At 30.4% G+C, this 24556-nt stretch carries 23 protein-coding genes; 5 read left to right on the top strand and 18 right to left on the bottom strand.

Annotated features, from left to right (window positions below):
* Positions 1-356: 356 nt before the first annotated feature.
* Positions 357-1661, top strand: coding sequence for a MurT ligase domain-containing protein (locus I6U51_RS13360; RefSeq protein WP_425489764.1), 1305 nt, complete (start codon positions 357-359; stop codon positions 1659-1661).
* A gap of 23 nt (positions 1662-1684) precedes the next feature.
* Positions 1685-2413: a type 1 glutamine amidotransferase gene (locus I6U51_RS13355; protein WP_211143110.1), complete on the top strand. Its 729-nt coding sequence runs from the start codon at positions 1685-1687 to the stop codon at positions 2411-2413.
* A 200-nt stretch (positions 2414-2613) separates the two neighbouring features.
* Here the strand turns inward: I6U51_RS13355 and I6U51_RS13350 are convergent, their stop codons facing one another.
* The 9 genes from I6U51_RS13350 to I6U51_RS13310 all read right to left on the bottom strand — a co-directional run bounded on the left by I6U51_RS13350 (position 2614) and on the right by I6U51_RS13310 (position 10966).
* The gene (locus I6U51_RS13350; protein WP_211143109.1) at positions 2614-3477 is read right to left on the bottom strand and encodes a YitT family protein; all 864 of its coding nucleotides are present in this window, start codon (positions 3475-3477) and stop codon (positions 2614-2616) included.
* 360 nt (positions 3478-3837) lie between these two features.
* Entirely contained in the window at positions 3838-4668 is an 831-nt protein-coding gene (locus tag I6U51_RS13345) for a polysaccharide deacetylase family protein (RefSeq protein ID WP_343069654.1), read from the bottom strand.
* 231 nt (positions 4669-4899) lie between these two features.
* On the bottom strand, positions 4900-5949 hold the full coding sequence (locus I6U51_RS13340) for a DUF5667 domain-containing protein (protein ID WP_211143108.1): 1050 nt from the start codon (positions 5947-5949) through the stop codon (positions 4900-4902).
* Positions 5950-6080: 131 nt separating this feature from the next.
* A complete protein-coding gene (locus tag I6U51_RS13335) occupies positions 6081-7334 on the bottom strand; it encodes a helix-turn-helix domain-containing protein (protein ID WP_211143107.1) in 1254 nt (417 codons plus the stop codon).
* 18 nt (positions 7335-7352) lie between these two features.
* Positions 7353-8657, bottom strand: a complete 1305-nt coding sequence (locus I6U51_RS13330) for a helix-turn-helix domain-containing protein (protein WP_211143106.1) — start codon at positions 8655-8657, stop codon at positions 7353-7355.
* A gap of 303 nt (positions 8658-8960) precedes the next feature.
* Positions 8961-9125 carry a YtxH domain-containing protein gene (locus tag I6U51_RS13325; protein WP_211143105.1) on the bottom strand — a complete coding sequence of 55 codons (165 nt, stop codon included), beginning with the start codon at positions 9123-9125 and terminating at the stop codon, positions 8961-8963.
* 74 nt (positions 9126-9199) lie between these two features.
* Positions 9200-9646 carry a ribonuclease HI gene (gene rnhA / locus I6U51_RS13320; RefSeq protein WP_211143104.1) on the bottom strand — a complete coding sequence of 149 codons (447 nt, stop codon included), beginning with the start codon at positions 9644-9646 and terminating at the stop codon, positions 9200-9202.
* Entirely contained in the window at positions 9621-10658 is a 1038-nt protein-coding gene (locus tag I6U51_RS13315; RefSeq protein ID WP_211143103.1) for a YkvA family protein, read from the bottom strand. Before I6U51_RS13315 ends, rnhA begins: the two co-directional genes overlap by 26 nt.
* Before the next feature lie 116 nt (positions 10659-10774).
* Positions 10775-10966 carry a hypothetical protein gene (locus tag I6U51_RS13310; RefSeq protein ID WP_211143102.1) on the bottom strand — a complete coding sequence of 64 codons (192 nt, stop codon included), beginning with the start codon at positions 10964-10966 and terminating at the stop codon, positions 10775-10777.
* A 125-nt stretch (positions 10967-11091) separates the two neighbouring features.
* On the opposite strand from I6U51_RS13310, the gene I6U51_RS13305 reads away from it, so the two are divergent.
* Positions 11092-12825 carry an ATP-dependent metallopeptidase FtsH/Yme1/Tma family protein gene (locus I6U51_RS13305; RefSeq protein WP_211143101.1) on the top strand — a complete coding sequence of 578 codons (1734 nt, stop codon included), beginning with the start codon at positions 11092-11094 and terminating at the stop codon, positions 12823-12825.
* A gap of 161 nt (positions 12826-12986) precedes the next feature.
* Here I6U51_RS13305 and I6U51_RS13300 read toward each other — a convergent pair whose 3' ends face one another.
* From I6U51_RS13300 to I6U51_RS13290, 3 genes are all read right to left on the bottom strand, one after another.
* Positions 12987-13991: a rhomboid family intramembrane serine protease gene (locus I6U51_RS13300; RefSeq protein ID WP_211143100.1), complete on the bottom strand. Its 1005-nt coding sequence runs from the start codon at positions 13989-13991 to the stop codon at positions 12987-12989.
* A gap of 120 nt (positions 13992-14111) precedes the next feature.
* On the bottom strand, positions 14112-15170 hold the full coding sequence (locus I6U51_RS13295) for an HD-GYP domain-containing protein (protein ID WP_211143099.1): 1059 nt from the start codon (positions 15168-15170) through the stop codon (positions 14112-14114).
* Between the two features lie 305 nt (positions 15171-15475).
* Positions 15476-15874: a DUF6762 family protein gene (locus I6U51_RS13290; protein ID WP_211143098.1), complete on the bottom strand. Its 399-nt coding sequence runs from the start codon at positions 15872-15874 to the stop codon at positions 15476-15478.
* A 116-nt stretch (positions 15875-15990) separates the two neighbouring features.
* On the opposite strand from I6U51_RS13290, the gene I6U51_RS13285 reads away from it, so the two are divergent.
* Complete coding sequence (locus tag I6U51_RS13285) at positions 15991-16320, top strand: hypothetical protein (RefSeq protein WP_211143097.1); 330 nt, start codon at positions 15991-15993, stop codon at positions 16318-16320.
* Between the two features lie 30 nt (positions 16321-16350).
* Here the strand turns inward: I6U51_RS13285 and I6U51_RS13280 are convergent, their stop codons facing one another.
* Together I6U51_RS13280 and I6U51_RS13275 are read right to left on the bottom strand one after the other, a co-directional pair.
* Complete coding sequence (locus I6U51_RS13280) at positions 16351-16776, bottom strand: Fur family transcriptional regulator (RefSeq protein ID WP_178909629.1); 426 nt, start codon at positions 16774-16776, stop codon at positions 16351-16353.
* Positions 16777-16797: 21 nt separating this feature from the next.
* The gene (locus tag I6U51_RS13275) at positions 16798-17349 is read right to left on the bottom strand and encodes a manganese efflux pump MntP (protein WP_211143096.1); all 552 of its coding nucleotides are present in this window, start codon (positions 17347-17349) and stop codon (positions 16798-16800) included.
* Positions 17350-17622: 273 nt separating this feature from the next.
* Here I6U51_RS13275 and I6U51_RS13270 point away from each other — a divergent pair, with 273 nt between their 5' ends.
* Complete coding sequence (locus I6U51_RS13270; protein WP_211143095.1) at positions 17623-18537, top strand: transposase; 915 nt, start codon at positions 17623-17625, stop codon at positions 18535-18537.
* Between the two features lie 269 nt (positions 18538-18806).
* Here I6U51_RS13270 and I6U51_RS13265 read toward each other — a convergent pair whose 3' ends face one another.
* From I6U51_RS13265 to I6U51_RS13250, 4 genes are all read right to left on the bottom strand, one after another.
* Positions 18807-19517, bottom strand: a complete 711-nt coding sequence (locus I6U51_RS13265) for a M48 family metallopeptidase (protein ID WP_211143094.1) — start codon at positions 19515-19517, stop codon at positions 18807-18809.
* A 9-nt stretch (positions 19518-19526) separates the two neighbouring features.
* Positions 19527-21146, bottom strand: a complete 1620-nt coding sequence (locus tag I6U51_RS13260; protein WP_211143093.1) for a S41 family peptidase — start codon at positions 21144-21146, stop codon at positions 19527-19529.
* Between the two features lie 179 nt (positions 21147-21325).
* Positions 21326-23449, bottom strand: coding sequence for a cell wall-binding repeat-containing protein (locus I6U51_RS13255; RefSeq protein ID WP_211143092.1), 2124 nt, complete (start codon positions 23447-23449; stop codon positions 21326-21328).
* Positions 23450-24014: 565 nt separating this feature from the next.
* On the bottom strand, positions 24015-24545 hold the full coding sequence (locus I6U51_RS13250; protein WP_211143091.1) for a VanZ family protein: 531 nt from the start codon (positions 24543-24545) through the stop codon (positions 24015-24017).
* Between the last annotated feature and the right edge of the window lie 11 nt (positions 24546-24556).

Here is a 24556-nt window from a genome sequence, read left to right as displayed (position 1 = left end):
GTTGGTCCGAACTGAGCACAGCGAGTTCTCGAAAGTTCTTAGGTTATCTTGAAACACAAGCTTTAGACTGGCTAAAAGTTTTTAACGTGCTGAAGCTTGGAAACATATCCCGGCGTATAAGTTAACTTTCAGCCTAGTACCCCTATAAAGTCTCACATCAATTAGTATATATTAATGAAATAGTTATTTCTATACATATGCCTCCTTTTTTATATTTATTGATGTAAAAAAACTAATATTGTATTATAATATTTAAGAGTTAGTTTAACTTTATACAGTGGTTTTTTATTAAAACAAGGGTGGTGTGAAAAATTAATATAAAATCTTTTGTTAGTATTGTAGTTTCAAAAATAGTAATAAAATTGTCCAAGACTCTATTTAAAGGAGGAAGTAATTTCCCGGGAAGGGTTGCTTTAAAATTAGATAAGGATATACTTAAAACCATTTGTAAAGACTATAAAGTTGTGCTTATAACAGGTACTAATGGCAAAACTACAACTACAAGCATGATTTACAATATGCTAAAAGAATCTGGAAAATGTGTAATTACTAATAATACAGGAGCAAATATGCTTCCTGGTATAGTTTCATGCTTTGTTGAAAATTTTTCTTTTGCGAAATGTTCTTCTACAAAATATGCTGTTATTGAGTGTGATGAAGCAAATGTTCCGCTTTTTACACAGTATGTAACTCCAGAAGTTATTACTGTTACAAACTTATTCAGAGATCAGCTGGATAGATACGGTGAAGTATATACTACTCTGAAAAAAGTTCTTGATGGAATCGAAAAGGTTCCTTTAGCTAACCTAGTTTTAAATGGTGATGAGTCTCTACTCGGAGATTTAGAACTTCCAAATAGAACTATTTACTATGGCTTTAATTGTTCATTAGACAACAACAAAATAATTGATATAAATGCTGATGCTAAATTTTGCAAAAAGTGCAAGAGCCCGTATAAGTATAACTACCTTACATATAATCATTTGGGAGACTTTTATTGTGAAAACTGTGGATATAAAAGGCCTGAGCTTGATTATACTGTAGATGAAATTAAAGAGCAGACACCTGAAGGCTCTCGTGTTGTTATAAATGGTTATGAGTGTTACATAAACCAACCTGGAACATATAATATATACAATGCTCTTTGCGCCTATTCGGTAGCAAGAGTTTGCGGAGTTGATACTGAAACAATAGTTAATTCTCTTAAGAATATACAGAGCAGCTTTGGTAGACAGGAAACACTTGATATTGAAGGTAAGGATGTAAAAATAGTTCTAGTTAAAAATCCTGCGGGCTACGATCAAGCAATAAATACTATTAGCTTAGATAAGAGAGCATTTAATTTAGCAGTACTGTTAAATGATAACTATGCAGATGGCAGAGACGTATCCTGGATATGGGATGTTAACTTTGAAAAATTATCTTCATTAGATATAGATAAAATAATGATTTCAGGAATAAGACTTTATGATATGGCAGTACGACTTAAGGTCGCTGGATTACCTACTGAAAAGTTTGTTATATGTGAAAATTATATAAAGCTTCTTGATGAAATAAAGAACTGTAAGCAGGATACTGTATATATACTTGCTACTTACACTGCTATGATTAATTTTAGAAAGTTCTTAAACAGTAAAGGATACATTAAAAAGCTTTGGTAAAAAGCTGAAAGGGTGTGAATAATTTGGAACTTAATATATGTCACTTATATCCTGATCTATTAAATGTATACGGAGATTTAGGCAATATCTTAATTTTAAAATATAGAGCGCAGCAAAGAGGAATACAAGTTAATATTCACAATATATCCTTAGGAGATCCTTTTGATCCTTCCAAATATGATATAGCTTTTTTTGGCGGCGGTCAGGATTATGAGCAATCTATAGTTTCTGAAGATTTAAATCAAACTAAGAAGTCTGGCCTAACAGAATACATAGAAAGTGGAAAAGTATTTTTATGTATATGCGGAGGATTCCAACTTCTTGGCAAACACTATACTACTCCTGATGGAGAAAAACTTGCTGGTCTTGGGCTTTTAGATATATACACAGAGGGTGGAGATGTAAGGTTTATAGGAAATACAGTTATACACAACGAAGAATTTAATGAAACCTACGTTGGTTTTGAAAATCATTCAGGGAGAACTTATATCGGAAACTTAAAACCTCTTGGTAAGGTAATTGCTGGATACGGAAATAATGGTGAAGATGGCTATGAAGGATGCATATATAAAAATTGCTTCTGTACATATTTCCATGGATCACTACTTTCCAAGAATCCGGAGTTTGCAGATAGACTTATATCTACTGCTTTATCAAATAAATACGGTGAAATAGAACTAGCACCTTTAGATGATACTATAGAGCTTAAGGCTAAGGAGTTTATTGTAAGAAGAGAAAGTAAAACTAAATAGTGTTATAGATATCCAAACTATAAGGTTGACCTGCACTTCAGGACATATTTTAGAACAACGTTTATACTATGATAATCTTTAAGAGAAGCCAGTTTTAGGCTTCTCTTAAATTATATGAAAAAATTCTATTAAAAACATTGTAACAAATGTTATTGCTATGTTAAAGTATGCTATATTTATACTCTTAAAGATCTTTGTATTTACAAAATACTGCTATCAAATCCTTTTCCGTCAACCTCAGAAGCGTCTATTACAGATATGAGGGCATCTTTATCTATATTTTGTATTGAATATTTTAACTCTGGCAGATGAGATAAGTGTACTATACAATACAAAACTTTTCTTTCTTTGCCAGTCAATGTTTGCCCATTTAAAATAGTAGCTCCTCGATGCATATAAGTTATGATATAATCACATACTTCTTTCTCTTTTTCAGTAATTATAAATAAAAGTTTTTTTCTCACCATACCATGAATAATTTTATCTGTTACAACTGCTGTGATATACATTGATATTAATGTATAAAGAGCAGTTAATATACCATTTAACAATGTAGCTATACAGACTATAAGGCAGTTAAAAATAAGCCCAATTTTCCCAACATCATAATTGTCGTGCTTTTTCTTGAATAGCATTGTTATAATATTAATTCCACCCATAGAGCCATGATTTGCATAGGTTAAGCCTATACCGAGTCCATTTAGTAGTCCCCCGTATAAACAATACAGTAGAGTATCATTAGTACTTATTATAGTTTGCAGATCTTTGGTAATAACTAAAAATACTGAATAACAAACCGTACCTATCAAACTATAGATTGTAAATCTTATATTTAATTTTTTAAAGCTAATGACAAGTAGAGGTATATTAGCTAGCATTATTGTATAACCAGCGGGGAACTTAGTTATGTATTGAATCAAGATAGCAAGCCCTGACACCCCACCACTATACAGTTTTGCATGTACAATGAACATATTTAATCCTATTGAAGATAGCAAGCATCCCAATACTATAAAAGCTACATCTTTTATCCTTAGATTATTTGTTATTGTTTGCATATTCATTCCTTACCCTCGTATAATTATTTTTATAATTGCGTATATAGAGTATCAAACTATATTTGATGATACAATGCCTTTCAAAAGTATCTCCACAGCCATCTATTCCTACTAAAATGCTTAACTGATTTCCTTGTAAGTCTTCCATGGTAATTATATATTGATTGTAAAGTATTTACTTACAATTATCAATATTTATCCGATGTCTCCCGCCACTAAGAAGCCTATTAATAGGCTTCAAATAGAGATTATTTTATATATAAGCATAAAAAGACTATAGGATGCCCCCAAGCATTGTTTGCTCCCTATAGACTTCTAAACTCATTTTATTAATATTTAATATAACTTAACTTTAAAATTATGGCTCTATACTCTATTCATAACTTTTAAGTCAACCATTTTATTTTCTTCACCTGGTGTTAAATCATCGAAAGTTCTAAATATAAAACCTTCTCCCTTTAAATATTTTATAACATCTGGCAGTGCTTCCACTGTAAAATTATTATAGTAAGTGTCATGCATTAAAATAACAGCAATTCTCTGGCCTTTGGACTGAGTCATAATATTATGCTTTATCTTATCTACAGATGTCTTACCTACTTCTGCATCCCCAGCACTTACATTCCAATCTACATATTTTAATCCTTTTTCATTTAATGATTTTTTTATATTTTCTAAATTACTCTTGCTTGCAACTAGATTGTCGGATCCTCCAGGCATTCTTACATATACTATAGGATTTCTTCCTGTTATTTTTTTTATAACGCTTTTGCAGGCATAATAATCTTTAAAATATGCATCTGCATTCTTGTACATTTGGCTATATTCATGAGAATATGTATGAACTCCTATACTCATCCCGCTATTACTTAGTTCTTTTAATATTTGTGGATTTTCTTCTCCCTTCATTCCAACTACAAAAAAAGTAGCCTTAACATTGTTATCCTTTAATATTTTCAGTATTTTTCTAGTATTATTGATACAAGGTCCATCATCAAAGGTTAAAAATACCTCTTTAGGGTTTTGCACATTATTATAAGCAGTACCCAAATTATGATCATAAGCTTTCACATTGTTAATACTATCATCTAGCTGACTACTTAATTTCTTGTCTACATTCACCGGAAAAAAAAATTGAGTTAAAATAAATATTGCGGAAATAAACATAACACACATAATAGAACTATACTTTTTCACAGCAACACCCTCTTTTGTTAAATTACTATAGTCAAAGTAAAATTACTTCTATAATATAGGTTAACCTTTATTTCGCAAATAATTATAGTAAATAAAAGCATTTTTGGAAATAGGACTAGCTATTTTTTATATCCCATTGTAAACAAAATAAACTAAATAGTAAAAGATAATCATTTTAGTATGTTACCTCAATGATTACCTTCTGCATTACTTTAAGCTTTAATATAATAATTAATTTTCATGTCTAGACTTATTCTCTTTTTCTGTTCTCTTTTCTTTATTAGCCTTCATTTCTTCGCCTTTGTTCTCTTTTTCTGATTTTCCATGTTTAGAAATACTTGCACTATTATTAGCTGGATCATCATTAGTTTTTGATTCAACTACATTAGTAGTGTCATTAGAAGCATTGCTATTTTCCTTTTCCTTTTTATTACTTGTTGCTTTTAAAGCATCTTTTTCTTCTTCTTTTGTTATGTTACCCTTCTTAACTTCTTCTTTTAATTCATTTTTTAATTGTTTCTTTAATTGGCCTACTCCGCCCTTCATTACTTCCTTCTTTGCAGCTACTGCCTGATTAAATCTCTCTTTTTGAGTATTTAAAGTTTCCTGACTTTGCTTTAATGAATCTTCTGCTGTTTTTATATCTTGCTCATTTCCTGATTTTTTAGCTTGCTCTAGTTTCTTTTCAGCATCTTTTGCCGCCTGTCTGTCTTTTATTAATGCTTCTCTTTCTTTCTTCACTGCAATTATTGCCTCTTTTTTGGCAGTTTGCATTTCTATAACCTTTGCTATAGTTTCTTTAGCATTACCAGAAACCTTGCTCTCTATGCTCTTTAAAACCTCAATAGACTTCATTTGTCTATCAGATATTGACGTTTCTGCCTTTTTCAATTCATCTAGTTTTATAGCGCTATCAGTAGTTGTGCTATCAGTTGCTTTATTGATGGCATCTTCTACCTTTTCTTCAGCTTCAGTCATTTTATCACTATATTCATTTAATGTTTGATTTGAAAGATCTGTCCTTTCCTTATCAGCCATTACTTCGCTTTCTCCAAGTCTTTCCTCTGCTACTTCTGCTAAAGCCTCTGCTTTTTTATCATCGCTAGTTGCCATGTTAATCTTTAAATCATCTAAAGCCTTATCTATAGGATATAATATTACGTTATCTGGTGTTATACCAGCCTTGTCTGCAAGCGTTGCAGTATTAGTATCGGCTAATGCCTGGCCTCCTAAACTTAATGATACTGTTAAAGCTGTTATAAATAATGCTATTTTTTTCATGTTTGTTCCTCCCTAAATTTGTTATCATCTTCTTTTCACAAATATTTACGGATAATATCGAATTTTAAAGGGGGTATTACAAAAAAACAGAACTATTCGTTAAATTAACAAATAGTTCTATACTCATGTACTTACATTTTCTTTTCCAGTTGAATTGCAAAATTAAAATATTTTATAGATTCATTAACACTTCCCATTCTGTAGTACATGTTTCCCATCTCCATGTATCTTTTGTATATTTCATTTTTAGTTGCAAATTTAAGTAGCGCATCCAATGCTAAATTCATATACATCTCTGCGGAAATCATGTTACCTTCCTTTTCCAGAATCAAAGCCTTATAATAATAAGATTTTTCAATAAAAACTATATTATTAAGATCTATTGAGTAGTTTAATGCCTCATCACATACACTTTTAGCTTTATCTAAAACATTACTTTCAATTAACTTGCTAGTACACATTAACATAAAGTTTACTAGAGTTTCCTTATTATCCTTTGGGAAACATTCTAAAGCTTTATTTGTATAGGCTATAGCGATATCCGTGAGCCCCTGTCCAAACATAACTACAGCATAGTTATATATAGCCTGCGCCATATGTGCTAGATTATTCTTATATAATTCATAGGATTTTTGCTCATACTCATGGAACTTATCCATATTTCTTCTAAGTGAAAGTATAGCCAACATATGATATGCTTCTGCTTTTTTTGTATCTTTCTCAATATAATCCATCAAATCAATAAGTTCCATTGCTATTTCGTAAGCTTTTTCATAGTTTTCCAACATTACATAGCAAGCAGCTTCATTATAGGTAGCTCTGGCCAGTAATATAGGATTTCTTTTTTCCGTAGAAATCTGTCTAACATTACTGTAATAATTAGCAGCTTGCGAAAATTCCTTAGTATTGTAGAAGTATCTTGCTATATCCATATAGTATACAGCTCCACTTTCTTCCGAAAAATACTTTTGCCAATAATCATAGTATTTTGAAACTATAAGCTGTACTTTTTCTATCTTATTCTCGTCTAGATAGTAATTAAATAGCAAGTGCATTATTCTGAATGCAATATCAAAATATGATAACTCTTCAGCAAACTTTAAATTATATTCTAGTTCCTTCTCATACCACTCGGAATATCCTGTTCTTTCTATGTCCTGAATATTTTCAATTACCTGTGATTTTATATCTTGTTTTAAGTACATTGGATCTATTTCTAACTTTACAGCAATGAAGTCTAATATCCATTCTTCTGGCTTTATTTTATCATTTTCGATGCAGCTCATTTTAGAAACAGATATTTTGTCTCCGCATAAATCCTTTAATGTATAACCTTTATATATTCTGGCTCTTTTTATCTTTTCTCCTGTAGAAAGTATCTCCATAATCCTCACCTATTCTCATTAAGACTCTTTCAATATTCCAAGTTTCTTAAAGGTTTCAACACCCTCATTTAAATATTTTGCTGCATCTTTATCTCTACCATAATCTATATAGAACTTTCCAAGCATGATAGCTATCTCTGCGATTTCTTTAGTGTAGTCCATATTTCTAACAAAATTTAAGGCCATAATTAATGTATTTTCCGCTTCTTTTATATCTGATTCTAACATGTCCACTCTGAATTTAAGCAAATAGTACTGTATGAGAGATTTATCACTGCCATCACTAATGCTGTCCATTATTTCTTGAAGTGTTTTTTTAGCATTTTCTACATTTTTTAATTTTATATAATTTTCACATATGTTTACTAAAGTTTCAACTAAATCTGAATCATTAATTCTAACTCTAAGTTCTTTAGCTTTACTTAAGTGTATGAAAGATTCCTCTAAATTATCAAAATCACAGAACAATTTTCCTAAATTATTTTCTATCTTAGCAACATGCATAAGATCATTTATTTCTTTGTATACCTCTAATGTCTTCTTGGAATATTTTATTGCATTGTCTACGTCGCCTTTCTTATTATATTCTTCTGATAGAAGCAAAAGTGTTCTTGCATACTCTCTTTTATTATCCAATTGCTTAAATTTTTCCTTGGCAAGATAAGAATAATTTATAGCTTTTTCTGTGCTCTCTAACTTAAAATACACACAAGCTAAATAATAATATATTTGTCCAAGTAAAAAGTCATTTCCAATATCATTTTCAGTGTAAACATTTTCTGCTTGCTGAAAATAGCTACATGAAGAATGATACGCTTTTAACTCCATTGTAATTTTTCCTAAGTTGACAAAGGCTTTTATTGTTTCTTCATAGTTATTATTTTTTATAAAGATAACATTAGCTGAAAGAAAAAATTGCTGTGCTACAGCATGTTCAGCTTTTGTCATGTGAATTATGCCTCTTAGATATAAGTTTTTAGCTTTTCTATACTCCAAGTTGTATTTTTCTGCATAGTATAAAGACTTCTCAATATACTGCTCTCCTTGAGTCAAGTCTTCATTAATTATATATGATTCTGCTATGTTTTCAAAATAAGTACAAATTTTTTCTGCCTGGGTCTCTTCTGATTCCATGAGATATTCGATTGAGGTGTTTAGCGCCTCCGCTAGGTATTCAAGCAGATCCATACTTGGATTAGATTTTCCGGATTCTACAAGGCTTATTTGTCCTGGAGTAATTCTGTCTCCTGCTAAATCCTTTAATGTCATGTTGAGCTCTTTTCTTCTTCTCTTAATTTTTTCTCCTAAAGACAGTATTTCCATAAATCACTCTTCCTTTACTACCTACAATATTAATATATATAAATTATTTTATTAAAAATTCTGCAAAGTCTCATCTTATTATAACATATTTTTAATCCTAATATAAAAATTTTTAATAAAATAGTAATACTTTTAACTTGTATTGACCTTAAATTCAAGAATATACCATTTTTTACTGATTTTTTACATGTAAAAAAATTGCGTACTGTAAAATTAATTTCAAAGTACGCAATTAAACACATAAAATAAATAACAAGTTAAAGATGATAGTATATTACATTTTATGTGCTTTCTATATGTTTATTATTTAACTCTATCTACCACACCTTCGTACACGTCTCCTGCTGCATGTCTAACTATCTTAGCTGTTCTCTTTATTCTTCTTCTCGTATTTCTATCAAGCCCTGGCATCACCATCATGCCAACTGCTGCTCCGATTAAAGCTCCTGTAAGAAATCTACCACGCATAATCTACACTCTCCTTTTATTTTAAATAGGTATATATATAGAATATGCATTTTTTTATTTATTAAACAGAAAACTTAAATTAATTCATCCATTGCTTCATTTGCAAGTTTATCACATCTATTGTTAAATTCGTTATCACTGTGTCCTTTTACTTTTATAAACTCAACTTTATGAATATTAACTAATTCTATAAGCTTCTCCCAAAGTTCTCTATTTTTCACTGGTTCTTTAGAAGCTGTCTTCCAGCCATTTTTTTGCCAATTTTTAATCCAATTTTGATTTATTGCATTTATTACATAAGCTGAATCACTATGAAGCTTAACTTCACAAGGTTCTTTTAGCATAGACAATGCTTCGATTACCGCTGAAAGCTCCATTATATTATTTGTGGTATTTCTATATCCTTTTTTTATTTCCTTTTTCATACCGTTATACATAAGGACTATTCCAAATCCTCCAATTGTATTCTCTTTTCCATTTCCTCTACATGCTCCATCAGTGTATATGGTAATCATCTTCATTTAAAGTTATTGCCTCCTCAAGTTCAAGATTATACATATTAGATTCTAACTGCTGTTTTTTTGCAGCTAACTTATAATTTTCATGTCCTTTTTTAAAAATACTTTTTATAACTTCAAGAAATTTGCTTACATTGTAAGTGCCAACTAGGTTAGATATATAATTAACAGCTTCTTTAGTCAATAAAATTACATTTTCCTCTCCCTGCCAATTTTCAAGGATGATTTCTTCTGGAACCTCATTTATAATAGCATTTAGCCCAAAGAAAGCAATAGCCACATCATCAATTCTGCCTATAAGAGGTATGAAATCCGGAAGTATGTCTATTGGACTAGCTAAGTACATTATCACTCCACCAACCATCATCTTTACCTTTATTTTAACCCTTTTATCTCTAAATAATCTCCATAAAAGCACTGTTATATCTGGTATAAGCATTGCATACTGAACAAACTTTTCATATTTTTCAGGAACTTTTTCTACTATTCTACCTCTAACCCTTGAGTATTCCCCCTGGGTTCTTATTGGGGACAGTTCGCAACTTTTCTTCATTGGTATCATTTTTTTAGTTTCAGCATAAATAACATCTTCTGCTTCTACCTCAATTCCACCTTCAATAATATTTATTCGATTTAATGTAAAGTAGAAATACGGCACTAGCTTGGACACTTCTTCTAGATTAACAGCCACATTATCCTTGTCCACATCTACGCCTAAATCAGAAAAATCACTTAGTAGCTTTTTTAATGCAACATTTTTAATGCTCTTTATTATTCCTATTTTAGATACATTAACTTTCAATATCTTAACGTTTATTATATTTCCTTTTATATTTCCTAGTCCTAATTTAACTTCAAAGGGAATTTTTATCCTTTTTTTATAGCTACCTCTAACTGTTATTAACTCCTTAATTTCTATAGAGTTTATTTCAAGCCCTTCAATATGAACATAATCTTCAATTATGCTTAATATATCCTGCTCTGTTAAAATAACTTTTGCAGCTGAAATCTTCATATAAAATTCTCCCCTCTTTCGTTTATCTAATAATTAACCATTACTAAAAACTATTTCTTATATAAACAACAAATAGTTAGTATATAGTTTAACAAGTATAAAACCCAAGTTTTTCTTTATAAGTAAAGTATACAGTAAACTAAAATTTCTGCAATAACATTTTCAATGTAGTTCGTAATTTCATCACCAGCTGTTCCATAAATTACTTTAGCAAAATTTATGATTTTCATTAGACTTAATATCAAAAATATTATAATATCATACTCAGATGCTTCGTAATCAACATATGATTTTCTTAAGTAGTTCATAGACATATCATCGGGGACAGTTCACAACTTTTCGTAACATTTTATTATTGATAGTTCACAGTTTTTCATCAAGATTTCAACTAAAAATTCAAATATATAATTATTTTAGGAAGGTGAGGTATTTAATGAAGAATAAAATTAAAAACAAATTTATGCTGATACCTGTTTTAACTGCCGTACTTTCTCTAGTAGCGTTGATATTTTTTACTTACTCACATAGATCTACTGATTACAAATCTTATGTTATTTTTTTAAATGATGTCTCTAGTAAAAAGGTTTCAACTGTGTACTTAACTAATACTTCTAAGATAAGAGTTAAGTTAAGTGACGGAAAAATATATGAAACAGATAATCCTAGAACAAGTGATTTTAAAGAAGTAATGTTAAAGGATGGAGTTACAGTGTCTGAAGACCTGCCAGTGGATATTGGACAAGTGCTTCCACTGACAACTTTGGTTCTTTCCATTGCGGCTATTGCATTTATGGGTATAAAATCATCATCTATTACTTCAAAAAGAATGCGTTCAGTGGATGCCTTAGATGCAAGTGTTGTGGCAGATACAAAATATAATTTTGAGAGCGTAGCTGGAAATGAGGAAGCTAAGGAAAGCATGAATGACTTAGTTGACTTTTTAAAAAATCCCGAAAAATATACTCAATATGGCGCAAGAATGCCAAAGGGAGTAATACTTTATGGTGAACCTGGAACAGGTAAGACACTTCTAGCAAAGGCTGTAGCAGGAGAAGCTGGAGTTCCATTCTATGCTGTATCTGGTTCAGATTTTATTCAGGTATACGTAGGGGTTGGTGCCAGCCGTATAAGACAATTATTTAAAAAAGCAAGAAGTAACGGCAAAGCTGTTATATTTATCGACGAAATAGATGCTATCGGTAAGAAAAGAGATGGCGGAAAAAATACTGGTGGTTCTGACGAAAGAGATCAAACTCTAAATGCATTGCTTACTGAAATGTCAGGCTTTAACGAAAAAGAAGGCATTATAGTTATGGCCGCTACAAACAGATTAGACATGCTAGATCCTGCTCTTTTAAGACCTGGTAGATTTGATAGACACATTGAGGTTAATCTTCCAGACGTGAGCGCTAGAGAGAAAATCTTAAATCTTCATCTAAAGAACAAGCCTGTAGGAAGTATAAACGTAAAAGAATGGGCTCATAAGACTTCTTACTTCTCAGGTGCAAAACTTGAAAGTTTAACAAATGAAGCTGCTATACTGGCTTGCAAAGATAATAGTGAAAATATAGAAGATATACATCTTGATCAAGCATTTTCAATTGTTCTTGCTGGATACGAAAAGAAAAATAGAGATCATATAAAGGATATAGATAAAAAGATTACAGCTTATCACGAAATTGGACATGCTCTTGTATCTTTAAAGGTTTTACCGGAAGAAAAGGTATCAAAAGTTACAATTATACCAAGCACTAAAGGTGCTGGCGGATACACTTTAAGTATACCTAAAGACAACTTATATCAAAATAAAAACTATTTAAAGAAGAGAATTATGGTTCTACTTGGTGGAAGAGCTGCTGAAGAAATCATATTTGGAGCTGATTACATTACAACTGGAGCACACAATGACTTAAAACAAAGTACCAAGATATCATTTAATATGATAACTCAATATGGTATGGGGGACACTCTTGGATTATTAAACATGCAGGAGTTGCTGGAGTTAAATCTAAATCAAGATGAAGTTATTAAAGAATGTAAAGACATGATTGATTCTATGTATGAAGATGTTAAGACGCTGCTTGTAAGTGAAAGACATAATCTAGAAAAGTTAACTAATTTACTTTTAGAAAAGGAAACATTATATTCAGAGGACTTGAATCTATAATGGTAGTCATAGGGGACGGTACACAATTTTTCATCTTGATAAATTGTGTACCGTCTTTCTTTTATTGGGGACAGTCTACAATTTTTCGATGTAGGTCGAAAAATTGCAGACTGTCCCCAAATAAAGAAATAAAGGAAATGAAGAAAAATTGCAGTGTGTCCCTATCTGCGAAACAAAAATAATGAAGCTATAACACCGCCAATAAGTCCACCCATATGTCCAAAGTTGTCTATATTAGGTATAGAGAAGCCCATAACTAAATTTATAGCAATAACGGACACTATGTTCATCATAAATCCTTTCCCAACACTATTTTTCATTTTTACTGCAAAAACTAGTGCTGCTCCTAAAAGACCAAATATAGCTCCCGATGCTCCGATGGATACCCCAGTTGAAAATATATAGCTAAAGATAGACGAAATTATGCCTGCTAAAAAGTATATAAAAACATACTTAGTTCTTCCGTATATTTTCTCTACTAGTGGTCCTAAAGAATTTAATGCATACATATTAAAAGCAAGGTGTATAATTCCACCATGTAAAAACATACATGTAATAAATCTATAGTATTCTCCTTGGTTTATAAGCTGATTAACCTTTGCGCCTAAGAATATCAGTACATTTATATTACTATCAACAATGTTTCCTGATAAATAAGCGGTAAGTATATAAGCCAATACATTTACACCAATTAAAACATATGTTATAATTGGTCTCTCTGCTTTTGCAGCCCTATTTTGTGATGTGTTCGTGTAATTTATAATGGTCGCTAGTTCCTGAACCTTATCTTTTAAACCCTCGCTAAAATATAGTACTTTATTATCCACATTGTTGATTAAAATTAATTCACATTGTTGATAAATTTCCTGATTTACACTCAATTCTCCATTCTCATTAGATTCAATTTTCAATCTATCGTCAATTATAGCCTGGATTAATCTTATGTTATCAGTCTGTAAGTGCTTTCTTGCTAATGTTTCTATTTCATGAATATTGAGTTGATAACTGCCCTCTAAATTACAAAAAAACATCACATCAATGCTACTATCTGTCTTTTTATAAACTCCCCAATTAGTGTAAAGGCCATTTATTTCTCCAATCTCTAAAATACTATAACCGTAATGCTCATATAGATTTTGTATTAAATTTTTAATATATGCTTCCATAAAATTCTCCTTCAAACTATATAAAACTTTAAAAATAAAAGCACCGCAACAGATAAACTCTTCTTACTAGTTTATTGTGTGCTGTGCATTCAATTTTATCCGACAACTAACCATCACTTATCATGCAATACTTTGTATTACAATGCTAGGATTATTTAATAAATCTATTTCATAAAAAGGTATTGGACTTTTAGTTTCACTATCATATAACACTCTGACTACTGGTCTGTCTGGAAATCCTTTGTTTTGTTTTATAACAAATCCCTCATTGCCATTTGATAGTTTAACACAACATCCTAAAGGATAGATAGCAAATGTATTTTTAAAATTTTTAACTAACTCTTCATCAAAACTAGTCCCACTTCCTGAGAGAATGAGTTCATAGGCATCATTAGGGCTAAACTTCTTTCTGTAACATCTATCATTGCTTATAGCATCATATACATCACAGATACATACAATCTTTGCAAACTTAGAAATCTGTTTTCCATTTAGTCCATAAGGATATCCCCTACCATCAACTCTTTCATGATGCTGTTCAACTATTTTAATTATGGAGTCAGGCATTGAAATATTCTTTTTTAGCATTTTAGCTCCGTACAATGTATGCTTTTTAATTTCATTAAACTCTTCATCTGTTAAACGTCCCTGCTTATTTAATATAGTAATTGGAACTTGTGTCTTTCCTACATCGTGAAGTATCGCTCCAATACCGAGATCCTTTAGGTCCCATTCGTTAAATTTTGAGGTCATACCTAGAAAAGTCGTCATAATACAAGTATCCAGAGAGTGTACATATGTATAGTTATCATAGGTTTGTATGTCATAGAGACTTTTATTAACATCTCCAATATCTACAATATAATTAATCATATCTTCAACAGCGCCAAGCGATTCCTTAAGCTTTTTTCCATTACAATCATGTACATTTTTCATAACATTGCACATGCTTTTCATTGTAACCTGTTTTAGCTCTGAAAGTTTTTCATCTTCTACATCCACATCATCTAATCTGTCATCTTCCACGTATATATAGAAAACACCTAACTCTTTCAGTTTTTGTATGTAAATACCACTTAACCTTACTCCAGCTCTTAGTAAGACTTGTCCCTCGTTTGTTAATATGCTTTTACCTAATACATCATTGTCACTAACCCTATTAATGAACTCCAGCCTCATTTCTCCACCTCAAATAAATCTTGCTATCATACATATATATTTCATGCCTTGATTTACACATTATTCTAAAATAAGTCAAAATACTACTACTTATGAAATCATATCATATTATTTAAGAAAATAAAATAGCTATATAAAGTTATTATACCAAACTTTAATAATTATTAATAATGCTGTTTAAATATTAATTATAAAAAAGTTACTTTATTTTCAGACAATTATAAACAGTTGTCTAAATATAGGATTCAATGGTGTGGAACTAACTTTCTAGCTCGAATCCTATACTTTTAAACAACTGCTTACAATTATTTGTATTCCTCTTCTTTTCCTTTGACATTTTCAAAGACTTCCCTTATATGTGCTTTAATTAGAGAACATAAGTTATTTAATTTTGATAGCACAATAGAATGTTCCTCATTATAATCAAACTTTACTAGCCATGTTGGATTATACTCATCGTCAATTTGCTCTATACTATATTCTTGTTCTATAAACTTATCTTCATTAAATAAATCAAATACAGCAGAGTATTCCCAATCTTCAACATCTCTATTGGTATCAAAATATACATTTATTTTATCACCATCATAAAACATTTTCTTTATGTACTCTGCTCCTTCACCTACTTCATAGCTTCCCAGCTCCTTAGTCACAAAACCTGTATCTTTATCCTTTTCCATTAAAACTAATGAAGAAAAATCCATACATTAACACCGCCTTACATATAACTTTAATAATTTTTATAATATTAGTATTTACTTATTTACAAATTTTAGTTATTATATTATTGTAATTAATTTCCATTTAGTGAGGGAATCTTATGAAAAAGTTTTTAGCAATTTGTTTAACTGTGGTTATCGTTGGTGGATTTATAAAGTTTACTTATACATCTAATAAATGTAAAAATATTAACCATGCTGTTCAACACTACTTTACATCAGGAATACTCAACCGTTATAAAATGTATAATATAGGTACCCTAGATCTTTCTTTCTCTAATGGCAACATAGCTGTAGTGAAAATCGATGGAATGGAGAAAAAATCTCCACATCATCAAAGAGCTTACAGCGTTTTCCTAGAAAGAAATAGCCAAGGAATATGGAAAGTAAAAAAAATCTATCCTGCTCAAGTTACCTTACAAAGTCAATAAAACCTTTAGGAATAGATATACAATCTATTCTTATTTTTTTGTATGGTCCGTACATTCATCACAAATTCCTTCAAGCTTTAAGTCTAATTCCTTATCCATAAATGTAAATCCTGTTTTATCCTTTATTAACTCTCTAACCTGTTGCATTGGACAATCTATTTCAACCTCTTTATGGCATAACTTGCATTGAAGTATATGTTTATGATCTTCTTTTCTAAGCCTGTAATTATTTTTACCCTGTCCTAGATCAAACTTCTTTATTAATTCCTTATTTTCAAATAAGTCTAATGATCTGTATACAGTGGATAAATCAATATTTAAATTTCTTTTCTTACATTCATTAAAAATATACTCAGCATTCACAGCATGATCTGATTTATTTAAAATATCAAGCACATTTATTCTTCCTTTTGTAACTTTTATTCCATGCTGTCTTAAGTATTTTTCTATTTCCAATGCTTTCACCCCAAGCTTTCTTTAGAAAAACATCATCTTTATCCCGAAGATAACAAGTATTACTCCGCCTATATAATCCGCATATTTGCCTAAAAGCTCTATTTTTTTTAGGTACTTTGCTATTACGAATGCAAGCGATGATATTATTAATGTCACCACTCCTATAAACAACGTATTCCGAAGTATAATGAGATTATTATTTATGTTATTGAGTACAGTGAATCCTATAACCATAGCATCTATACTTACTGATATACCAAGAATAAAATACGTTCCTGGTCTTATAACAGGACACTCTCCTTTATTTTGAAATCCTTCTTTTAACATTAAGATTCCTACAATTGATATAAGGGCTCCTCCTATAACTTTAGGAACGGATGCTATGTATGTATTAAATAACACTCCTGCATATGCACCAATAAAAGCGAATAGAAATTGAAAAAATCCGCTGCAGGCTGAAAATAAAACTCTTCCTTTTATTCTTACTCCTCTATTTAATCCTATGCATAATGCCACACCAAATGCATCTAACGATAAGGCTATGGCTATCAGTAACAATGAATAAAAGTCCATACCATTTCTCCTTATTTTTACTTTATTTTAACAATAATATTTTACTTTATATCTATTATATTGTCTATATAAAGAAGTTTTTATAAGACATTTTTGTTCGGGGACGGTTTACAATTTTTATACGACTTGAGTTAGCTAAGGGACAGTTTACAATTTTTATACCGATACTCATTTAGATAATTATTAAATCTAATCCCATTTATTAATCTATAAAGGATTAATTTGTTATCGTTTGTCAATAATTCTAATAAAACATGAAAGGAGTGGTAGTCATTGAGTAGAACTCCACGGAAAAAAGGTTTAAGCAATATTCATCACATTATGAGCAGAAGCATTAGTGAACTTCAACTATTTGTAGACTTTAAAGATAAAGATAAATTTCTAAATATAGTAAGAAAATATCAAAAAATTTATATGTTTACTATATATTCATACGTTCTTATGGATACTCACTATCATTTGCAAGTTAATGACAATGGTGCTGATATATCTAAGTTTATGAAGTCCATAAATCAAAGCTATGCCCTATACTATAATAAAAAGTATTCAAGACATGGTCACTTGTTTTCTGATAGATTTAAAAGTAAGCCTATAGAAAAGGATAGTTATGTTGTTGCAGCTTCTGCTTATATACATAATAATCCTAAGGATATTCCAAACTATAAAAATTGTGTTCACAAATATAAATACTCAAGCCTTAAAGTTTATGCTGGAATGCCCTCAAAATATTCTGATATTTTAGATATAGATTTTATACTAAAATATTTTAGTACTAATAAGAGATTGGCACGTAAATCTTATTTGGAATTTGTGTGCAAATTTAACGCTTTAAAAATTAAGGATGAACTAGAATTTAATAGTTCTGAAAGTTATTATACTCCTATGAAACATATACTTGTTAGGAATTTTAAGCCTACAGATATAATAGACTTTGTTTCTCATTACAATAAAGAGTCTTTTTGCATTCATACAAAGTATAATCATAAAAACATAGAGTCTAAATCAATTTGCGTAGTTCTAATGAGATCTTTATGTGATTTTAAATTTAGTGATATTTCGAAAACTATAGGGAATTTAACCTATTCTAACATTGGAAGACTATGTGAAAAAGGGATCTCGTTGATTAATACTTCTGAAAAATATAGAAATATAGTTGATGATTTTATAAGCTACAGTAGGTCTGCATAGTTTAAAAATTTGCTAACCTAATTTAAAATTTTTATCTATAAATAATTGTACAAGCATCTAAGATAAGTTAAATTATTAATAAAACTATAGTGATTATGCATTGTATATGCGTTAGTTCTATCTTATTACCTTACTTGCTATTATTATTTGTTATTATTTGTTATTACTTGGGGACGGTTTACAATTTTTAATAAATAATAATTGTAAATCGTCCCCAGAAACTGCAGCAGAAACTGCAGAAGCTGAAGCTGAACAAGAACTATGTATCATCAAATTTTCAATACATGTCCATTGTCTTTCAACCATTTTCTTCTTTTTTCACAATCAGGTAAAATAGATTTCACTGTATTCCAATATTCCTTAGAATGATTCATGTGTATTAAATGACATAATTCGTGTACAACTATATAATCAACAATGCTAATCGGTGCCATTATAATTCTATAATTATAATTTATATTTCCTTTCGATGAACAACTTCCCCATAAAGTTTTCTGATCCTTAATAAATATTCTTTTAGGGCCTACACCAAGAACCTTGCTATATATATCTGTTCTCTCTTTGAATAATCTAGCCGCCTCTTTTCTATATAGCTTTACAATAGCATTAGATATTGTGTCCCCACTGGTCATACTGCTTAAGTTTATAAAAACCCTAACTTTCTCACCCTCTATTTCGGCATTGCATATAGGTTTATTACCTTTAATAATCTCTAATTCCAACTCTTTCCCTAAAAATAGAAACCTTTCCCCATCCTTAAAAGCTCTGTTATAGGCAAAATTAGCTTCTTTAATGAGTTTAACCTTATCAGTTATCCATTTTTGTTTCTTCTTTATGATATTTTTAATAGTTTCTTCGCTCACACCAAAAGGAGAAGTAATTATGACTTCTCCCTTATCTGTAATCTTAATTCCAATAGTTTTTCTACGTTTTCTAATAATTTTATAGTTAATTGTTGAAAAATTGTATTGTGTCCCCATCACATTCTCCTATTTCACTGTGACAGGTCTTATTACATCTTTTATCTTTATATAATAAGTCTTTCCGCTTTTTAAATTTTCTTTAGGCACTATGCTTATTTTTTTATCATCAGCCTTTTTCACATCAAAAGCCACACGTTGTCCAGTTTCTCCATCAATAAATTCCATGTTAGTGTAATCTTTAACTGTATCAGCATTCACCTCTTTATTAAAACTTATAGTAAATACTTTATTCTGTGCAACGTCCTTCAGAGTATCTAAATATTTGTAATTAGCATATAAAAATTTATAAGCATTATCAAAATAGTCTGTAGGTGCTTTAACCCAGCCCTTATCGGTTCCCACATATACGTTGTCCTTGGAAACTTTATTCAATATATACTTAAATGCACCCCAGTGTTTTTCGTCTTTAGCTAAGTTTAAGTTGATCTCAAAATCTTTTCCTGCATAATTTACTTTTACATAACCTCTTTTATCTACATCATTCATACATTTCCCGGAAAATAATTCAGCAACTGCCAAAGAATCAACATCTTTTGCCTCAAAATCAGGTGTTACTCCAACTTTCTGAATTGCATTACCTAGAGGTGAGTAAAACTTTTCTGTAGTTATCTTAAGAGCGCTTCCATCTGATAAAGGAAACATCTGTTGAGCAACCCCTTTTCCATAAGTAGTCACACCAATAAAAAAGGCCTTCTTATAATCCTTTACTGCAGCAGATAAAATTTCCGAAGCACTTGCTGTATATTCATTTATAAGAAAAATTACAGGTTTGTCTATAGTGATTCCCTTACCTCCTGCTAAATACCTTACCTTATTGCCTTCTCTATCTTCCACCGTAATTGCAGGATTAGATCCGATAAAGTTTCCAGCTATCTCAAGAGCTGTCCCCATATATCCACCGCCATTATTCCTTAAGTCTATTATGTAGCTATGGGGATTCTTCATATTTAATTCCTGCAGCTTTTTGCTGAATAATTGCGAAGTGTCCCCACCGAAAGATACAATGTTGATGTAGGCAGTGTTTTCACTCAACATTTTGCCTGTTACTGTTGGAAGGCTTATCTCTCTTCTCATTACGCTGAAACTCAATATAGCATCTGCTCTTTTTACCTGGAGTTTTACAGTTGTTCCTGATTCTCCTTTTATATAGGATGTTGCTTCCTCCACTTTCAACCCTGCTAATGATTTATCGTTAGCAGAAATTATTATATCACCTTCATGAATTCCTGACTCTAGAGCTGGTGAGTTATCTATAACTGCTTTTACTTTAACTCCCTCAGCAACCATTTCTACTGATATACCTATGCCATACATTTTATTGTCTATGCTATTTAAAAAATCTTCCTCCTGTTGCTTAGAAAAATATTGAGAGTAAGGATCGTTTAGTCCCTTTACAATCTCCTCTATAGTTGGTGCATTTAGAACACTATCAGATACTGGAGTCACATAGTTGTCTCTAATAATAGCCCTAGCTTCATCTAGTGTCTGACTAGATGCTTGTACCTTAAAAGAAGAACTAGCAACTAGAAATATTGTTAAAGCTAGAAATGAAATTGTACTCTGTATTTTACCATATACTGATTTGCTTCTAATCCTATTCTTTACTGCAGAAAGTTTATTCTTCATCTTTTGTCCAATCCTCCAATACTCTTAATTTGTATATTATAAAAATTATACATCATTTTTCCTATTAATAAAATCTAATTATTTGCAAAAATCTTACGATACTTTATTCTAAAACTAAGGGACAGTTCACAATTTTTCATCATACTATTGATGAAAAATTGCGAACTGTCCCCATCACTCTACTTGTTGTTTCCTAAATTAATAAGCTCCATATAATCAAAAGAATTTTCTTTCGTTAGTTGAGGAATAGTTATTTTCACATCTTTATTAATGTTATAGTTTTGAGTATTATAGTTAAATCCAAGTCCAAGGATACCTTTTACATCTTCAGTTGTTGCACCTTGAGTATTGCTCAATTTATTCATAACCTCAACAAACTTATGAATGTCTAATTGTAAATCAACAACACCAGTTTCTCCAATGATATAACCATCGCAGATATTATAGGTTATATCTATTCCTTTATCCCCAATTACTTTTAAATCTTTTATTGCATCCATAAATGTCTTTATCTGCTTCATAGACTCTTGAGGATTTGAAGCCATATTAGCAAATACCTTTTCTATGTCCTGCTTTTGTTGCTCTTTGTTTGGTGCTCCTGAAAGATCAACACATGACAGCATAAATTGCTTCATGAAGCTAATGAACTCTTTATTTTGCACTGCATCAGTTGCCGTATAATTTAATAAAGATTTAAATGTCATATCGTTAAGCTTTAACTGATAGGTTTGTGCATACTTTATTCCATCTTTATTATTAACTCTCATTAATCCTTTATAGTCAATAAATTTAAAGCCTGGATTCCAGTTTTCTAAATATTTTTCCATAAAGCTTTGGAATTGTGGTTGAAAGTTCTTGCTAAAATCCATTAAACCCGTAATATTATTTGCTCCAGGCATGACTTTAGAATCTACCGCAATAGGATCCATAACCATATATTGTTTTCCTGCAAACTGTGGCGGAAGATATTGTGCTGCAACTTCAGGAATCTTTACAATCTCTTTCATCTTAGGCTGACTTCCTGTCATATCTAAGCTTACCCAAGCCGTTGTTTGTATGTTCATTCCTGCTACTTGAATGCTTATGTCTTCTTGAACATTTGATAATGTTTTATTACTGTTTCCATTCATCTTTATATTAAAGTTCATTTTTGAATTATTTATTATAGGAATTATTTTATCTGCTTGACTTTGTTCTTCTTTTGGTAAGTCCTTAACGCTAGCATTTACTCCTATAGTACTGTCACTCTCCATAGAGTTAATATTATTTTGATTTAAAGTTGCCTTTAATAATCCACTGTTTACACCTTGATTTTTGTTCATTGGAAGTATCTTTTCTAGTAATGATGTATTTACAACTCCTTCTCCGCCTAATACATTAACTTGTCCAATATCTTTTATCTTGCTATCAATGTATTCCTTAACCTTTGCTTCAGAATTTTCATCAACTAAAATTATTGGTGAAGCTGTTAATGCTGCTAATGCAGAGCCTGATAAAGAATCAGCGAAGCCTTTTCTGCTTGCAAAATAAACTGTATCATATTTAAGGTCCTTAGAGAATTTATTTATAGTATTTATGTTTCTTTCATACTCATTGTTTCCAGTGATTCTTTCTGTATTTGGAAACTGTTTTACTACATCATCATTGATAATGTCTTTATCGCCTATAACATATGTTTTTGATATATTATTGTTCTTTAAGTAATTCTGTAATGTATCATTAACTTTGTCTTTTGGTACAAGTATTATAGGCATTTCTTTTGAAGCTGCAATAGGTGCCGCACTAAGAGCATCTATAAAGTCATCTCCCTTAGCTATAATCACACCATTATTTGCTCCCACTTTTTTAGCTATCTCAACAGATGTGTCGTATCTGTCATTTCCAGAAATTCTTTCTATTTCTATTCCTTTATTTTTAATTGCATCCTCAACCTTTGAAGATACTGATCCTGTTCCACCAATTATAAATGCTTTTTTTGCTTTCAATCTAGATAGTTCATTAGTTAAATTAGAAGCTGAATCAGATTGGTTGTCCAAATTATCTTTTGAAACTAATAAAATTGGAGCATTATATTTTTTAGCTAAAGGTGCTGCACTAAGAGCATCACCGAAATCCTCTCCACTAGCAATTACAACATAATCGGATGTAGCATTCCATCCATTTTTTGAGACAGCAATAGATGTATCATATCTATTTGCTCCTCCTATTCTCTCTGGGTTAACTGCGGCCTTCGTTCTAGTAGTAACACCTATACTTAAACATAAGCTTATTGATAATAAACAAGCTATCTTTTTCATGTTCATAGTAATTATCCCCCTTCACATTACTAATGCTATTATAACATTGGTAAATTTATACTTCAACATATTTAAGTGCAATTTATTGCTTACCTATATAAACGGCTGTTATACCATTAAAGTATAATATTAAATGATGTATATTAATATCACAGAAGCATCTAATAATCCTTTAAAACTCCTATCTGCTTATACTTTTGAACCACACTTATTCTAAGAATACTTATTATATTGTTTTAATTATTCATTTTTCGTCAATACTAATTATAGTACTAGATACTACTAATCTATACTAGTTTGCTCAAATTAGTATTGATAACTACAGTGCATTTAGTGTATTATATTTTTGGGTAGATCTAGATTACTTGTAAAGTGATGCAAAAATAAATTAATATAATGAAAAGGTGATGATATGTTGGTAACTTCTACAATAGTACTGTTTATAATTCTTACAACTATAATAACATTAGCACTATGCAAAGCTGCAGGCAAAGATATCAGGGAATAGTAACTAAAAGACAAGATTACAACTCGATTAAAATTTAAAGTTTACTATTCCTAACTATATCCTTTAGTAGACTTGATTTCGTTTAAAAAACTTATAGTAAGATAAATAGTAAATCAACATGCCTATTAGGCTTCCAGCAAAGTCTATTAATACATCGCTTACTAAGGATGCTCTTCCAGGTACAAACACTTGATGAAACTCATCTGTAACTGCATAGAATAAACATACAAACATTATATAAATTAATGCTGATTTTCCTTTTATGTTAAATGAAAATAGTGCAGCAGTTACTATCATAGCAAGAACTAGATATTCAAAGGCATGTGCATTCTTTCTCAAAATTATATTTAAATTTTCCTCTCTTTTATTCAAAGATTCATTATCTACTATATTGCTTTGTACAGGCTTTTCATTAGAAATTTTAGAATTATTTACTACAATTTTTTCTTCTTTTTTAACCTGATGATACTTATTTTTTATATCATTCAGCACACGGTGACTTCTCTCTTCTGAAACCTCACCAATATTTGAAGAATTATAAAATATAAATCCCATCCAAAAGATGCATAATATAACCAATAATACTTTCTTCAAATGCGCCACTC

It is taken from the genome of Clostridium aciditolerans (assembly GCF_016316925.1).
GTDB classification, from domain to species: domain Bacteria; phylum Bacillota; class Clostridia; order Clostridiales; family Clostridiaceae; genus Clostridium_AM; species Clostridium_AM aciditolerans.
Note: the sequence above shows the minus strand (reverse complement) of the source record. Positions and strands in the feature narration are given on the sequence as shown.